17 protein-coding genes are annotated in these 15762 nt (G+C 32.9%); all 17 read left to right on the top strand.

Annotated elements, in window-relative coordinates; genetic code table 11:
* Positions 1 to 2: 2 nt before the first annotated feature.
* Genes CBR30_04075 through CBR30_03995 form a run of 17 tightly spaced genes read left to right on the top strand, consistent with a single transcriptional unit; the run spans position 3 to position 15757 of the window.
* Positions 3 to 1469 (top strand): hypothetical protein, encoded by a 1467-nt coding sequence (locus CBR30_04075; GenBank protein ID PMQ01851.1) that lies wholly within the window; start codon positions 3 to 5, stop codon positions 1467 to 1469.
* 22 nt (positions 1470 to 1491) lie between these two features.
* Positions 1492 to 1932 (top strand): hypothetical protein, encoded by a 441-nt coding sequence (locus CBR30_04070; protein PMQ01850.1) that lies wholly within the window; start codon positions 1492 to 1494, stop codon positions 1930 to 1932.
* Between the two features lie 23 nt (positions 1933 to 1955).
* Positions 1956 to 2366 carry a hypothetical protein gene (locus CBR30_04065; protein ID PMQ01888.1) on the top strand — a complete coding sequence of 137 codons (411 nt, stop codon included), beginning with the start codon at positions 1956 to 1958 and terminating at the stop codon, positions 2364 to 2366.
* A gap of 10 nt (positions 2367 to 2376) precedes the next feature.
* The gene (gene lpxD, locus CBR30_04060; GenBank protein ID PMQ01849.1) at positions 2377 to 3357 is read left to right on the top strand and encodes a UDP-3-O-(3-hydroxymyristoyl)glucosamine N-acyltransferase; all 981 of its coding nucleotides are present in this window, start codon (positions 2377 to 2379) and stop codon (positions 3355 to 3357) included.
* Positions 3357 to 4184: a UDP-3-O-[3-hydroxymyristoyl] N-acetylglucosamine deacetylase gene (gene lpxC / locus CBR30_04055; GenBank protein PMQ01848.1), complete on the top strand. Its 828-nt coding sequence runs from the start codon at positions 3357 to 3359 to the stop codon at positions 4182 to 4184. Before lpxD ends, lpxC begins: the two co-directional genes overlap by 1 nt.
* Positions 4181 to 4609, top strand: a complete 429-nt coding sequence (gene fabZ, locus CBR30_04050; protein ID PMQ01847.1) for a 3-hydroxyacyl-[acyl-carrier-protein] dehydratase FabZ — start codon at positions 4181 to 4183, stop codon at positions 4607 to 4609. The genes lpxC and fabZ overlap by 4 nt, the downstream gene beginning before the upstream one ends.
* Positions 4590 to 5381, top strand: coding sequence for an acyl-[acyl-carrier-protein]--UDP-N-acetylglucosamine O-acyltransferase (locus CBR30_04045; GenBank protein ID PMQ01846.1), 792 nt, complete (start codon positions 4590 to 4592; stop codon positions 5379 to 5381). Before fabZ ends, CBR30_04045 begins: the two co-directional genes overlap by 20 nt.
* Positions 5378 to 6475, top strand: a complete 1098-nt coding sequence (locus CBR30_04040) for a lipid-A-disaccharide synthase (protein PMQ01845.1) — start codon at positions 5378 to 5380, stop codon at positions 6473 to 6475. Before CBR30_04045 ends, CBR30_04040 begins: the two co-directional genes overlap by 4 nt.
* The gene (locus tag CBR30_04035; protein ID PMQ01844.1) at positions 6468 to 7568 is read left to right on the top strand and encodes a hypothetical protein; all 1101 of its coding nucleotides are present in this window, start codon (positions 6468 to 6470) and stop codon (positions 7566 to 7568) included. Before CBR30_04040 ends, CBR30_04035 begins: the two co-directional genes overlap by 8 nt.
* The gene (locus CBR30_04030; protein ID PMQ01843.1) at positions 7543 to 9288 is read left to right on the top strand and encodes an ABC transporter ATP-binding protein; all 1746 of its coding nucleotides are present in this window, start codon (positions 7543 to 7545) and stop codon (positions 9286 to 9288) included. Before CBR30_04035 ends, CBR30_04030 begins: the two co-directional genes overlap by 26 nt.
* Positions 9275 to 10216 carry an oxidoreductase gene (locus tag CBR30_04025; protein PMQ01842.1) on the top strand — a complete coding sequence of 314 codons (942 nt, stop codon included), beginning with the start codon at positions 9275 to 9277 and terminating at the stop codon, positions 10214 to 10216. The genes CBR30_04030 and CBR30_04025 overlap by 14 nt, the downstream gene beginning before the upstream one ends.
* A 1-nt stretch (position 10217) precedes the next feature.
* Entirely contained in the window at positions 10218 to 11303 is a 1086-nt protein-coding gene (locus CBR30_04020; GenBank protein PMQ01841.1) for a hypothetical protein, read from the top strand.
* Entirely contained in the window at positions 11269 to 11880 is a 612-nt protein-coding gene (locus CBR30_04015) for a hypothetical protein (GenBank protein ID PMQ01840.1), read from the top strand. Before CBR30_04020 ends, CBR30_04015 begins: the two co-directional genes overlap by 35 nt.
* Before the next feature lie 44 nt (positions 11881 to 11924).
* Positions 11925 to 12644, top strand: a complete 720-nt coding sequence (gene lptB, locus CBR30_04010) for an LPS export ABC transporter ATP-binding protein (protein PMQ01839.1) — start codon at positions 11925 to 11927, stop codon at positions 12642 to 12644.
* Positions 12644 to 13837: a hypothetical protein gene (locus CBR30_04005; GenBank protein ID PMQ01838.1), complete on the top strand. Its 1194-nt coding sequence runs from the start codon at positions 12644 to 12646 to the stop codon at positions 13835 to 13837. Before lptB ends, CBR30_04005 begins: the two co-directional genes overlap by 1 nt.
* 12 nt (positions 13838 to 13849) lie before the next feature.
* Positions 13850 to 15295 (top strand): proline--tRNA ligase, encoded by a 1446-nt coding sequence (locus tag CBR30_04000; protein ID PMQ01837.1) that lies wholly within the window; start codon positions 13850 to 13852, stop codon positions 15293 to 15295.
* A 12-nt stretch (positions 15296 to 15307) separates the two neighbouring features.
* Positions 15308 to 15757, top strand: coding sequence for a deoxyuridine 5'-triphosphate nucleotidohydrolase (locus tag CBR30_03995; GenBank protein ID PMQ01836.1), 450 nt, complete (start codon positions 15308 to 15310; stop codon positions 15755 to 15757).
* Positions 15758 to 15762: the final 5 nt, after the last annotated feature.

Here is a 15762-nt window from a genome sequence, read left to right as displayed (position 1 = left end):
GAATGGAGGGAAAGAAGTTGAGAAGAGTCATATTTATTTTAGTTTTGTTAATAGGGATCATAAATTTTGCCTTTGCAGAAGAATATCTTATTCAGGGAATTGTTTTTAAGGGATTAAAATATACACCTTACTCGAAGATATCAGATCTTTTAACTATAAAGCCCTTTCAGAAGGTTACATTGGAGGATATTGAAGCAAATATCAAAAAAATTGAGGAATTAAAAATATTTGAAAGTGTAAAATATTCCCTAAACAAGTTAGATGGTGGGTATGAATTAATAATTGAGGTAAAAGAATTTCCTGTGATTAGTAAGATTCAATTTCCAAGCATAAGACAGCTTAATGTTGATGAAATTCTTAATAAAATCGGTTCAAAAGAAGGCGGTTTTTTCATAAAGGAGAATGTAGAAGAAGATATTAAGACAATTATCAAACTCTATAAAGATAAAGGATATATACTAAAAACATCTCCTACTTTCTCCTTTAAGGATAATGTTCTTTACTTCTATTGGGAAGAGCTTCCACCCATAAAAGATATTGTTTATGAAACAAAAAATCAGAGGGAATATGAGATACTAAAAGAGATAGACCTTAGGATTGGTGGAGATTTTAATGTTAATAAGATAGATGTGGAGAACCAGATTTTGGAGAAAAGAAATATCCCCTTAAAAGTTAGCTATAAGATTGATATAGAAAATGATGGGAGTATTATTCATCTTTATTTGGAACCTCTTTATAATAACTCGGTAAACTTAACATTCTCTTCTCCATTAAATCTTTTAATGGATTATAAACTTTTTAACTCAAATTTAGGATTGATTTCTTTTTCTACCATGATATCCAAGGATCGGATACCTTCATATGTTCTTTCATGGCAATATTATCCCTTTAATCTCAAAGTCTCTAACAGCTATCTTTCTTTATCTTTTAGAAAAGAATTTTCAAATAGCCTTTATGCAGAGATAGGATATAATTTAAACTTTCAAGATGGAAACAAATATCTGGATTTCTCCTTAGAGAGAAATAATCTGGTTAAAAGGGACTATTTATATACTAAAGGGGATAAGGAAAATTTAATGGTTCAATTTGCAGGAGGAGGCTCTACAGAGAATTATTCAAATATAGGATTTTCTTTTGAAAGTTATTGGAGCTACGGAGAGGAGCTTGAGGAGAGGATATTATCTCTTCAAGGTTATGTAAATTATATAATCGGCAATGCTTTGGAGAAGGAAGGTTTTTATATAAAACTTTCTTACGGTTTTCCAGTCTTTAAGGATAGCTATATGTTCTTAGGAATAGGAGGTGAGAGTAATTTAAGATGGCGAGAAATAAGTAACATAAATGATATTCAGGTAAATTTACTTGGTACCCTTAATTGGTTATGGAAGAAGGATAATTTGCTGTTAAATTCTTCAATTACCTATAAGGGAGCAACGCACTTAGAGTTTTCAGCAACATATAATTTTTAAAAAATTTTAGGAGGTAAAGAAGATGAAAAGGTATTTAGTAGGTTTGATTTTAGTTTTATCTTTTGTCTTTCTTTTTGTAGGGTTAAAATTTGTAAATGCTCAAACAACAGCTATAGTTAAGATTGCTTATGTGGATCAACAGAAGATTATTCAAAGTTATACACCTCTATTCAATGCATATACTAAGTTACAACAGGAATACAATACAAGACTTTCAAAACTACAAGAAGCTCAAAAGCAAGGAAAATCTCAAGATGAGATTAAAAAATTAGCAGATCAGTATGATAAGGAGCTTCTCCCATATAAACAAGCAGTAGATGCTTTAATGAAAGATGTTGAGAATGCCTTTTCAGATTTAGCTAAAAAAGAGGGGTATAGTGTAGTTTTAGATAAGAATGCGGTAGTTTGGGGTGGAGTAGATATAACAGATAAAGTTATTTCTCAACTTACTGGCAAAAAGTAGGGTGATACTATATGAGAAAAATTATTTTACTTGTTCTTTTTTCTCTTTCTGTCTTAATGGGAATTTTATCCTTTGTTCTTTCTCAGAACAACAGTATTGGATATGTGGATTATCTTAAAGTTTTCAGTGAATATAAAGAGACGAAGAATATGCAAGTTCAGATTCAGCAGAAGCAAACAGAGATAAATAAAATTATTGAGGATGCAAAAAAGAAGGGTTTAAGTGAAAAAGATTTAAATAAGCTAAAATCAGACAAAGAAAAGGAGTTGGGTGATTTAGTATCTAAGATTAGAGATAGTCTGAGAAAGAAGATATTAGCTGAGGTTGAAAAGGTAGCAAAAAGCAAAAATTTATCTGTAGTTTTGGAAAAGGGAGCGAGAGTTTGGGGAGGAGTAGACATAACCAAGGATGTTTTGAATAATCTTAATAAGTAGAGGGGTGTAAATGTGGCTTAGAGAGATTGCTGAGATTATAGGGGGAGAATTGAGGGGAGAAGATCTGTGGATAGAGAAGGTTTCTACATGGGATAGGGCAGGGGAAAGGGATCTAATTTTTGTCTTTGAAGAGAAGAGCATAAAAGATGGTGAAAAAAGTAAGGCAAAGGCGATGGTTATCCCTAAGATATCTTATTCTTCAGAAAAATCTCTTGTATTAGTGGATAATCCAAAACTCGCCTTTGCCAAGATTTTAAGATACTTTGACTGGCACTTTTTCCCCTCCCATATCCACCCCACAAGTATATTGGGTGAAAATGTAAAGATTGGGAAAGATGTAGGTATTGGAGCTTATACAGTTATTGGTAACAATGTGATAATAGGAGATAACACAAAAATTTATCCCCATGTCACTATTGGTAATGATGTAATAATAGGAAGTAATGTTACTATTTATCCGAACGTATCTATCTATGACCATTGTATCATAGGAAATAATGTAATAATACATTCGGGAAGTGTTATAGGAAGTGATGGTTTTGGATATGTTTGGGATGGTAATAATCATGTAAAAATTCCTCATATTGGAAAGGTTATTATTGAGGATGATGTAGAGATTGGAGCAAATTGTACCATCGATAGAGGAACCATAGATGAGACAGTAATTGGAAAAGGCACAAAAATAGACAATTTAGTTACTATTGCCCATAATGTTAAAATTGGAGAAAATTGCATTATTGTAGGACAGAGTGGGGTTGCTGGAAGTAGTTCTATTGGTAACAATGTAATCATTGCAGGACAGAGTGGAGTTTCTGATCATGTAAAAGTTGGAAATAATGTAGTAATACTTGCAAGAACAGGTGTTACAAAGGACATACCAGATAACTTAGTAGTTTCTGGATTTCCCGCAAGACCCCATTCTGAAGAATTAAAGATACAGGCTATCTTGAAAAAACTTCCTGAAATTTGGGAGAAACTTAAAAAGTTATAATGGAATTTCAAAGAACAATTAAGAGAGAAATTACTATAGAAGGCGTAGGTCTTCATACAGGTAAATTTTCGAGGATTACTCTTATCCCATCCGAGGAAAACAAAGGAATAATCTTTATAAAAAATAATTGCCAAATTCCAGCTTTAGCTGATTATGTAGTGGATACTAAAAGAAATGTAAGTTTAGGATATAATGGTATAGAAATTTTAACTATTGAGCATCTTCTTTCTGCTCTTTATTCCTTAAGAATAACAAATTTATATGTTCTTGTGGAAGGTGATGAGATACCCATTCTTGATGGAAGTTCTTTTCCTTGGATAGAAGCTATTAAAAATTCAGGAATAGAGGTACAGAAAGCACCTATAGATTATTTTTCTTTAGATTTTCCGTTAGTAGAAAAAGAAGGCAAAGGAATGATCATCCTGTTTCCCTCTAATTCTTTTAAGATTCACTGCGTACTTTCCTTTCCGGGAACACCTATTCTGTGGCAAAGATACGAATTTTTTGATCTTGATAAATATGAAAAAGATATTGCACCTGCAAGAACTTTTGGTTTTTGGTATGAATTGGAAGAACTTGAAAAGAATGGACTGATAAAGGGAGCAAGCTTAGAAAATGCTGTTCTTGTTGGGAAAGAAGGGTATGTGAATAAAGAAAGATTTGAGGATGAACCTGTAAGACATAAAATTTTGGATATTATTGGTGATTTTTGCTTGCTTGGAAGGTATTTAAATGCTCACATTTTTGCTCTTTCCTCAGGTCATACTCTTCATATTAAGATGGTTAGAAGACTAAAAGAGTTCTTTAGGGGGAGTAATAAGGAATGAATGTGGATATTTTAAAGATATTACCTCATAGATATCCTTTTTTAATGGTGGATAGGGTTATAGAATTTAAGAAGGGTGAAAGCATAAAAACAATTAAAAATGTATCTTACAATGAACAGATTTTTCAAGGACACTTCCCTGAATATCCTATTTTCCCTGGAGTATTAATAATTGAGGCTTTAGCTCAGTCCGCAGGTATCCTTTTGTTTTTATCCTTTGGGGAAGAGGGAAAGAAATATATAGCATATTTGACAGGAGTGGATGGAGTAAAATTTAGAAAACAAGTAACCCCAGGAGATGTGCTAACCTTAGAAGTAACTCTTAAAAAAAGCCTTAAGAACATATTTAAGTTTGACGGCGTAGCTAAAGTAGGGGATGAGGTAGTAGCAGGAGGTGAGATTACACTTGCTTTGGGAGGAGCATAAAAACCTTTCTTTTGTTCATCCTTCCGCCGAGATAGGAGAAAATGTTATTATTGGTCCCTTTTCGATAATAGAAAGGAATGTAAGGATTGGTAAAAATACAATAATTGAAAGTGGGGTAGTTATTAAAGAGGGGACAATTATTGGGGAAAACTGTCATATACATTCTGGAGCAATATTAGGGGATGTTCCTCAAGATATTAATTTCAAAGGAGAAAAGAGCTATCTAATCATAGGAAATAATGTAACTATTAGAGAATATTGTGTATTACATAGGGCGAGTGGGGAAGGAACTGCTACTATAGTAGGAGATGATTGCTATATTATGGCTTATTCCCATTTAGCCCATAATGTAAAATTAGGGCGAAAAGTAATAATTGCCAATGCCACTCAAATTGCAGGATATGTAGAGATCGATGATCAAGCTTTTATCAGTGGGCTCGTTGGTATCCACCAGTTTGTTAGAATTGGAAAACTTGCTATGGTGGGGGCATCCTCAAAGATAGTCAAAGATATACCTCCATATGCTCTTGCAGATGGAAACCCTGCCAGAGTTTATGGAATAAATACTGTTGGCTTGAAAAGATCAAATTATCCCTTAGAGAAAAGAAATCTTATTAAAAAACTTTTCCATATACTTTATTCAAATCTACCCTTTGAAAAAAGGCTTGAAGAATTATTAAAGTATGAGGATGAATCTGCTAAAGAAATAGTAAATTTTGTGAAGGGATCAAAAAGAGGCATTACCGCTTCATCTTGGAGGGAAGAAGAATGAAGATAATGTTTTCGGTAGGAGAAGTATCTGGGGATTTGCATGGTTCTTATTTGGTTAGAACCTTAAAAAAATACAATCCTAACATTTACTTTTTCGGCTTAGGTGGAAGCAGGATGAGGGAAGAGGGGGTTGAAATAATAGATGATGTTACGGAGTATAGCACTATTGGTTTTGTAGAACCGCTTCCTTACATTCCCAAATTTCTATTTTTGCTAAAAAGGCTTGAAAGGATTTTAAGGGAAGAAAAACCAGATTTACTTATTCTTATTGATTTTCAAGGCTTTAACGTACTCTTAGCCAAAATAGCAAAAAAACTTGATATTCCTACTATTTACTATTTTGCTCCCCAATATTGGTTATGGGGAAATAAGGATAAAGTAAAAGAGATAGCGGAACATATTACCTGGATAATAGCAACATTTCCTCAAGAATATTCTCTTTACAAAAACTATACTGATAACATAGTTTATTTTGGACATCCCTTAGTAGATTATTTATCGGGATTAGAAAGGAGAGAAAGAGAAGAAAATCTTATAGGGTTATTTCCTGGAAGTAGAAAACATGAGATAAAAAGTCTAATGCCTCTATTTATGAATATTGCGGATCATTTTTCTAAGCAAGGATTTAAATTTATTCTACCTATATCCTCCGATAAATTTAAACCTTTGATTGAGAAGTTTATGGATAAAAATATAGATATTGAGGTAATTTCTGGAAAACAAAGCTATTCAGCTTTGCAGAGGATAAGCTTGGGGCTTGCCTCTTCTGGCACCATAACTCTTGAGGCAACTCTTCTTCTTTCTCCACTATTTGTATTCTACAAAACCTCTTTTATAACTTATATGATTGCTAAAAGGCTTGTTCATCACAAATACATATCTTTACCTAATATTTTGGCTGGAAAGGAAATATATCCTGAGTATATTCAGAAGTTTAATATTAAAAAGATTATTACGGATGTGGAAGAATTTCTGAAAAATCCTAATAAAAGGGAGAATATGATAAGGGAGCTTGGGGAGATAAGGAGTACTCTTGGAGAGGAAGGAGTTCTTGATAAAATAGCTAAATTTATTATAAGTAGAGCCTATGAATGATTTTTATTTTTTGGTTAACGGTCCTGGAGAGATTGCAGGTTGGCTTTATCCTTTAGTAAAAACTCTAAAGAGAAAAAGTTTCAATTGGATAAAAGATACTAATTTTTATTGTGTCTTAGTGCCATGCCAATTTGCAACAGGGGAAGAAAAGAAAGTTGTTGAAAGTTTCAATTTCTTTAAACGAATCTTTACTCCTGAAGAATACTATGGTCTTTTCAGAAGGAAAAAACAGGGAAAAACTATTGTTTTTCATTTAGGGGGAGATTTATTTTTTAACGGTATATTGAGTAAAATATGGAATGCCTATTCAATTGCCTATATAGAGAAGAAATATTTTTGGGATTTCTTCTTTGATAAAGTATATTCTTCAAGGTTTTTATCTCAAAAGATAAAATGTGTTGGAGATCTAAGATTTGAGAATCTAAATAGAAATGCTTTCTCTGTTCATAGCAATAAAATTGCGTTATTTCCAGGTAGTAGAGATTATGCATTAAGATTTTACTTGCCTTTTTATATGGCTTTGATCAAAGAAATTAATAGATTTTACCCTAATCTTTCCTTTACATTCTTTTTTTCTCCATTCCTAAGGAGTGAAGTAATAAATTATTACTTGAAAAGATTGAGTCCTATAATGGAAAATCTGCCTATTGAAATAAAAATACTGAAAGATTGGGAGGAGGATATAAAAGATATCCTCTTTAGTATAACTTTGCCTGGAACTACAACAATACAGCTTGCCTACTCCGGAATTCCTATGCTTGTAATTTTACCTTTACATAGACCCGAGTACTTGCCTTTAGAAGGTATTGCTCATTTCTTAAAGGGAAAAGTTAGAAATAAGTTAGTTGATTTTTACCTTAAAAAAAACCCATATTTGGCTCTTCCAAATAGATATAAAGAAGGTATTGTAAAGGAGATTGTTGGTAAATTTAATTTTCAGGATGTGCTAAAATATCTATTGGATATATTAAATGATAGAAATGTCATTTATAAAATGCATAAAGACTTAGAGGAGACCTTTCCTCTGATGGAAATAAATCCATCAGAGGTTATATGGAGTGATTTGAATGAAATTTTGGAAAAAAATTTTTAATTTATTAAAAGGATACTGGATTTATTTATTGGGCGGTTTTATATGTATACTGATTGTTAACTCAACTCAGTTATATGCTCCTAAATTTGTTGGGGAGCTTATTGATCAGCTCGCAAAAACAAAAGATATTGCCTCTTTAAATCGTATTGCTCTAATTATAATTTTGCTTCTATTTTTAAGAAGCCTATTTTTATATGGACAAATTTATTTATTATCCTTTGTAGGGCATAGATTAGTAGCAGATCTAAGAAACAAACTTTTTGAAAAGATCCAATATCTATCTTTGGAATATTTTAATAAATGGTCAAGTAGTGAACTTATATCAAGAACTCTCCAAGATACCCAACTCATCCAAACATCTTTTTTATCAAGTCTTTCTGACTTTTTCTATTCTATTATTCTTCTTACTGGAATTATAATAATTCTTTTCATTTCTCAATGGGAACTTGCCTTAGCAACCCTTATTATTATTCCTTTATTTTCACTATCAGTTTCGGGAATTGGAAAAGAGATACAGAAATGGTCCTTAGCTGTTCAGAGAAAGATTGCAGATTTAACAACTATTATTCAGGAAAGTATAAAGGGTGCTCGAGTGGTAAGAATTTTTGTAAAAGAGAATGAGGAAATAAACAGGTTTAAGAAAGAAAATGAAAAGAATTTTTGGAGAAATATAAAAATTGTTCAACTTACTGCAACCCAGATTCCTCTTGCAAGTTTTCTAAGTGCTCTTGCCATTGTTTTTCTTATATGGTTAGGGAGTAGAAAGATTGCACAAGGAACTCTTACTATTGGATCATTTATTGCCTTTCTAACTTATGTAGGTATGGCTCTTGATCCTGCATTAACTCTTTTAAGGGTCTTTTCTGGGATAAAGCAAGCTTCTGCCTCTTTTGAAAGAATTTTTGAGATCTTAGAACAAGGTAAGGATGTTGTTGAGATACCTAATGCAATTGTTCTTCCTCCTATAAAGGGTAGGGTTGAATTTGAGAATGTTTATTTTACCTATGATAACAAAAATTGGGTCTTGAAAAATATAAATTTAAGAGTAATGGAGGGAGAAAAAGTTGCCATAGTAGGCATTAGTGGGGCAGGAAAGACATCTTTAGTTAATCTTATCCCGCGCTTTATAGATCCTACCTTGGGTAGGGTAAAAATTGATGGCTACGATTTAAGGGAAGTAAAATTAAGTTCTTTGAGGAGTCAAATTGGTTTTGTTACTCAAGAAACCATTATTTTTCATGGTACAGTAAGAGATAATATTGCATATAGTAAACCAAATGCAAGTTTGGATGAGGTAATTGAAGCAGCAAAGATGGCAAAAGCTCATGATTTTATTATGACTTTACCTAATGGATACAACACTATCATAGGAGAAGGAGGAGTAGGACTTTCTGGAGGTCAAGCTCAAAGGATTGCTATAGCAAGAACTATCTTACATAATCCTCGATTAATCATCTTAGATGAGGCAACTTCTGCTTTAGATGCAGAATCGGAAGCTTTGATTCAAGAAGCTTTAGAAAATCTAATAAAAGGAAAAACCACCTTCATAGTTGCTCATAGGTTGTCTACTATTAGATGGGTGGATAGAATAATTGTTTTAGATCAAGGAGAAATTGTAGAGGACGGGACCCATGAAGAGTTAATTAATAAGAAGGGAGTTTATGCAAGGTTAATCCATTGGCAATTAGAAGAAGGAGAATTGAGCCATGAAAAAAATTAGAATGGGTGTAGTTGGAGTTGGTTCTTTAGGACAACATCACGTAAGAATCTTGAGTGAGCTTGAGAAGGTTGATTTGGTTGGTATTGCGGACATAAATGAAAAGAGGGTCCGTGAGATAGCATCCCTTTATCAGATTCCCTTTTATACTACTAATTATAAGGAATTAATGGATAAGATTGATGCTGTCAGTATTGTCACTCCTACTTCAACTCATTTTAGTATAGCTAAAGATTTTTTGGAAAGAGGTATTCATATTTTTGTAGAAAAACCAGTTACTCAGTACTTATGGGAGGTAGAAGAGCTTTTAGATCTTGCTGGAGGAAAGGATTTAGTTTTTCAGGTTGGACATATAGAGAGATTTAATCCTGCTATACAGGAATTGAAAAAATATATTAAAGATCCTCTATATATTGAAGCTCATAGAATGGGTTATTATAGTGGAAAGCCAGATGATGTAGGAGTAGTTTTGGATCTAATGATTCATGACTTAGATATCCTCTTTTACTTGCTTGGAAAGGATAAAATAATAAAAGATATCCATGGTGTAGGCTACTCTATTGTTACTCCTTTTGAGGATTTTGTTAATGTCTCCATTCTTTTTGAGGGAGGAATTTTAGCAAATCTTACCGCAAGCAGGGTTTCTTCTAAAAAATTTAGAAAGTTAGATATTCAAGAGAAAGATGGTACCTATATAACAGTAGATTATATAAATCAAAGTATAACTATAACCTGCCTTTCCAATAGAGTAGTTGATCCCAGTGTAGAAAGTCCTGTCTTTGAAAAGGAGGAGCCTCTAAAACTTGAGCTGGAGCAGTTTATAAATTGTATTATTAAAGGGGAAAGTCCTTTAGTTACTTTAGAGGATGGAAAATTAGCTGTTGCTTTAGCAACAGAAATTTTAAAAGAGATAGAGATCTATAGGATATAAAATGTTGCTCTTTATAAGTAATGGAATTGGAGAAGATATAATTGCAAGAAGAATAATTGAAAGGATCTTAAAATTCAAGGATATAAAAATATTTGTTTATCCTTTAGTAGGGGTTGGAAAAGCCTTTATAGATCTTCCTGTAGAACTTCTCGATCCAAGAAAAGAATTTCCAAGCGGAGGATTTAGTATAAGAGCCTTAGGAAGAGGTTTGTTTTCAGATTTAAAATCTGGTTTTATCCCCTTTTTCAAAGAACAATTGAAAACTTTAAGGAAGATGCAAGGCTTAAAAATGGAGCTTATTTGTGTTGGAGATACTTACAACCTTATTATGGGCTCTTTAACTAAGAAAAAAGCCTTCTTTCTTCCCACCGCAAAATCAGTATTAAATTCTTCCTTTTACTATCCTGAAATATACCTTATGAAAAAATTAACAAAATTTGTTTTCACAAGAGATAATCCCACTTCAGAATATTTAAGAAAATACATACCTTGGACCTATTATCTGGGAAATCCCATGTTTGATGGTTTAGATGATGAATTTTATAGTGATGGGCAAAAGGTCATTGTACTTCTTCCTGGAAGTAGGACGGAAGCAATTGAAAATTTAAAATTAATGCTGAAAACTTGTGAAATAGTTTATAGAAGTTATCCTGATTTTTCCTTTGAAATTGTTTTATCCCCTTATCTACCCATAGAAAGAAAAGATATAATAGAAAAATTGGTTAAAAGCTATAATTTTCCAGTAAATATAACATGTGGAGAATTTAATAATGTAGTTAAAAGGGCTTATTTAGTGCTTGGTTTAGCAGGCACTGCTAATGAACAGGCAGTTTATATGGGAAAGCTTGTGGTTTCATTCCCAGGAAAAGGACCTCAAATTACCCAAAGATTTTTAAAAATGCAGAAGGCTCTTTTAGGGGAAGGATTAGAACTGGCAAAGGACTTTAAGGAGGCAGGGGAAAAAATCATCTATTTTATTGAGCATCCTGAAGAGAAAAAAAGTAGAGCGTTTTCTGGAAAGGAAAGGTTAGGGAGAAAAGGAGCGGATAATATTGCGAAATTTATTCTTCAAAATATTAATCTTTAATTTAATACTGACTTTTGTCTCCTTTTCTTATGACTGGAAAAGCCTTTCTCAAAATTATGAAAACTTGCTTATTAAAGACCCTAATAATTTAGATTTACTCTTTGATCTTTTCGTAATTTATATGGCAGAGGGTAGATTAGATAAAGCCTATGATATATATAAAAAGATAGAAAAATTAGAGCCAAACCTATTCTATAAAAAGGCTAAAGAGATAAAAGAGGAAAATATTTTTTCTTATTATCAGCTTGCTTTTGCTAATTACTTTAGTGGAAACAAAGAAAAGGCACTACTTTATTTCAATAAAATTTATAATGTAAACCCGCAGGATGACTGGGTAATTGCCTACTTGGCTTACCTCCATTATGAAATGGGTAATATAAAATCCTCAGAAAGTTTAGTAGATGAAGGAATTAAGATTAACTCTAATAATGAGGCTTTACATGCTCTAAAATGTGCAATCTACTATAGAAAGGGTAACTATTTATTGGCGTTAAAAGAATATTTTATTACTCTAAGTATACTTCAAAAGAAAGGCTATAGTGAGTTATGGCAACTCTTAAGAGGGTTAGCTCATTAATAAATTGACATTCATTACATTTTTCTTTAACATTATGCATATAAATGCCTTTAGAAACACTTGGAATCTATAAATATTATGGTAAAAGGTGTGTAGTAAAGAATGTAACATTGCAGGTTGAACCTGGAATGGTGGTAGGATTATTGGGTCCAAATGGAGCTGGGAAAACTACCACCTTCTATACAATCATGGGAGAGGTCTTTGCGGATGCTGGAAAGGTCCTTTTAGAGGGGGAAGATATAACCTATCTTTCTATGCCAAAAAGGGCAAAAAAGGGTTTAGGATATTTGGCTCAAGATCCAACTATATTTAGAAAGCTTTCTGTTGAGGATAACATAAGATTAGTTTTGGAACTTACAAACTTAACTCCCTTAGAACAAAAAAAGAAATTGGAAGAGTTAATAGAAGAGTTTCAACTTCAAAAAGTAAGGAAAAATTATGGATACACTTTATCAGGAGGGGAAAGGAGAAGAGTAGAAATAGCAAGGGTCTTGGCTCTTTCCCCTAAATATATACTTCTTGATGAACCCTTTGCAGGTGTTGACCCCTTAACGGTACAAAACTTGCAAGAGACCATTCATTACTTGAGAAGTAAAAATTTAGGAATCTTAATTACAGATCATAATGTAAGAGACACCTTAGCCATTACTGATTTTGCCTATATAATATATTCTGGAGAGATTTTGATCTCTGGAACTCCAGAGGAGATTGTGAATAATGACTTAGCCAAGAAGTTTTTCTTAGGGGAGAGGTTTAATATATAATGTCTGGATTTTTACTTATTATCATTTTAATTATTCTAAGTGGTGTAATAGCCTACTTAGGTGACTATGTTGGAAGAAAAGTAGGGAAGAAAAAACTTTCACTTTTTAATCTTCGTCCCAAATATACATCACGTTTAGTAAGCGTTATCACAGGTATTTTAATTATGGTTTCCACATTGCTAATCCTTACTTTCTTTTCAGAGAATGTAAGGACTGCCATATTTGGCTTGGATAGACTAAAAAGACAATTAAGTTCTTTACAGATAGCAGTGAATATCAAAAATGAAGAGTTGTCAAAAGTTAATCAAAAACTCAAAGAAGCATCTGAAGAGAAGGAAATGCTAAGAGAAGAGGTGGAAAAATTTAGAAAAGAACTTGAAAATATTAAAAGCACAAAGGATAATTTAGAAAAAGAACTAATCAAATTGAGAAAAGAGAAGGAAGATCTGGTAAAGGATAAGGAAAATATGCAAAGGGCACTCTATGATATGTCAAAAAGAATAGCCATATTAGAAAAGGAAAAGAATAAATTGTTAGAGGACAAAAAAGGATTAGTTGAGGAGCTGGATTTCTTAACCAATACAATTAACCTTATCCGAAGTGAGGGATTGGTTTTTAGAAGGGGAGAATTAATTTTAAATTGGGTTAGTAGAGGAGGACTTTCAGAAGAGGAGGCTATAAAAGAGGGAAAGACCCTTCTTAGTTTATTGGAGCAGATTGCTACTAATAAAGGAGCAGGCTCTCAGAATAATAAGGGAACAGTATGGCTACCAAAATCGGAATGGGAAAAGCTCATTAATTCCTTAATGTCTCCTGGAGATAAATTAATCCGTACCATAGCCATGGTAAACACCTTTGAAGGAGAACCTGTGCTTGTTAGCTTAGATATACATCCTTATTTTCTCGTATTTAAAAAGAATGAAGTGATTTTAACAAGAGTTGTGGATGGAAGTGAATCAAAGGATAAGATTGAAGCAAGACTATTAGAAATATTATCAGAAGTGAATAAGATTGTCCAACTTAGGGGGATATTACCAGATCCACTTACTAATACTGTAGGAGATATATCCTTGGAAGATTTCTATAACGTAGTTTATGCTATAAAATCAAAGGGTAAAAAGGTTATTTTAAGTATAGTTGCAGACGAGGATACTTATAATAGTGGTCCTTTAAAAGTAAGATTTGAATTATAGGAGGGTATGATAATGGAGGAGAAAAAATTTGTAGAAAGTATAACTTCTCAAAAGGAAGACTTCTCAAGATGGTATACTGATGTAATTTTAAAAGCAAAGCTTGCAGATTATGCTCCAATTAAAGGTTGCATGGTAATTAGACCTTATGGATTTGCTCTGTGGGAGAATATGCAAAGATTGCTGGATGAAAAAATAAAAAGAACAGGTCATGAAAATGCATATTTCCCCTTGTTTATTCCTAAAAGTTTCCTTGAAAAAGAAGCAGAACACGTAGAGGGATTCTCTCCACAGGTAGCATGGGTAACAAAAGGAGGAGATGAAGATTTAGTAGAACCTCTTGCAGTAAGACCTACATCAGAGTCTATCATCTGTAGTATGTTTTCAAAGTGGATTCAATCATGGAGAGACTTACCCGTACTCATAAATCAATGGGCAAATGTGGTAAGATGGGAAAAAGAAACAAGGCTTTTCTTAAGAACAACAGAATTTTTATGGCAGGAAGGACACACTGCACATAGAACCTTAGAGGAAGCAGAAGAAGAGGCTTTAAAGATGTTAAATGTTTACAAAGAATTTTTTGAGGAAGATCTTTCTATACCAGTGATTGCTGGAGTAAAAACGGAGAATGAAAAGTTTGCTGGTGCGCTTAGAACCTATTCTGTAGAAGTATTGTTAGCGGATGGTAGAGCTCTTCAAGCTGGAACTTCACACAATTTAGGTCAACATTTTGCAAAAGCCTTTGATATTACCTTTCAAGATATAGATGGGGAAAGAAAGTATGTATGGCAAACCAGTTGGGGAGTTTCTACACGTTCCATTGGAGCACTAATTATGACTCATGGAGATGATTATGGTCTTGTCCTACCTCCAAAGGTAGCACCTTATCAGATAGTTATCATTCCAATATGGAGGGAAGATAAAGATAAGGAAAAGGTATATAGATATGTGGATGAAATTTACTCTATCTTAAGGGAGCATTTTAGGGTTTTTGTGGATAAGGATGAAGAACATACTCCAGGATGGAAGTTTAATGAGTGGGAGTTGAAAGGAGTTCCAGTAAGAATTGAAATAGGACCTAAGGAGGTAGAAAAAGGAGAGATCTTTACAGCAAGAAGAGATAAAAGAGAAAAAACTTCTTTCAAAAAGGAAAATATGGTGGATAACTTGAGAGATCTTTTAAATAACATTCAAAGGAGTATGTTTGAAAAAGCTTTGAGATTTAGAGAAGAAAATACTTATGAGGTAGAATCCTTTGAAGAATTTAAGAAAATAATAGAGGAAAAAAGAGGATTTATTAAAGCCAGTTGGTGTGGAAGTGGAGAATGCGAGTTAAAAATTAAAGAGCTAACTTCTGCTACTATAAGAAACATACCTTTTGATTGGAAAGAAGAAAAAGGAAAATGTATCTATTGTGGTAAAGAAACAAATATAAAAGCTTTGTTTGCCAAAGCCTACTAAAGATAAAAGATTATGGAGAAGGTAGAGGTTTTAATTGAGAGATTAGATAAAAATTTACCTCTCCCCTTTTATGCTACAGAGGGGGCATCCGCTCTTGATCTCTTTGCAAGGGAGGATTTTATACTTCCTCCTTTTAATGAAATAAATGGAGGAATAATAGTTCCTACGGGAATTAGAATAGCTCTGCCCTTGGGATTCTTAGCTTTAGTTCTACCAAGGAGTGGTTTATCTGCAAAGGAAGGGATTACAGTCTTAAACACTCCAGGACTAATAGATAGTGATTATAGAGGCGAGATATTGGTTAACTTAATTAATTTTTCCAACAGAACCTTTTATGGAAAAAGGGGAATGCGTATAGCCCAGTTGTTAATTCTATCTTATCCTAAGGTTTTATGGAAGGAAATGGATAAATTGCCAGAAACTGAAAGAGGAGAGAGGGGGCTGGGAAGCACAGGAATTTGATATAA

Origin of the sequence: Dictyoglomus sp. NZ13-RE01 (assembly GCA_002878375.1) — a bacterium.
Taxonomy (GTDB): domain Bacteria; phylum Dictyoglomota; class Dictyoglomia; order Dictyoglomales; family Dictyoglomaceae; genus NZ13-RE01.
The sequence above is the reverse complement of the archived record's forward strand: the minus strand, read 5'-3'. Positions and strand labels throughout refer to the sequence as shown.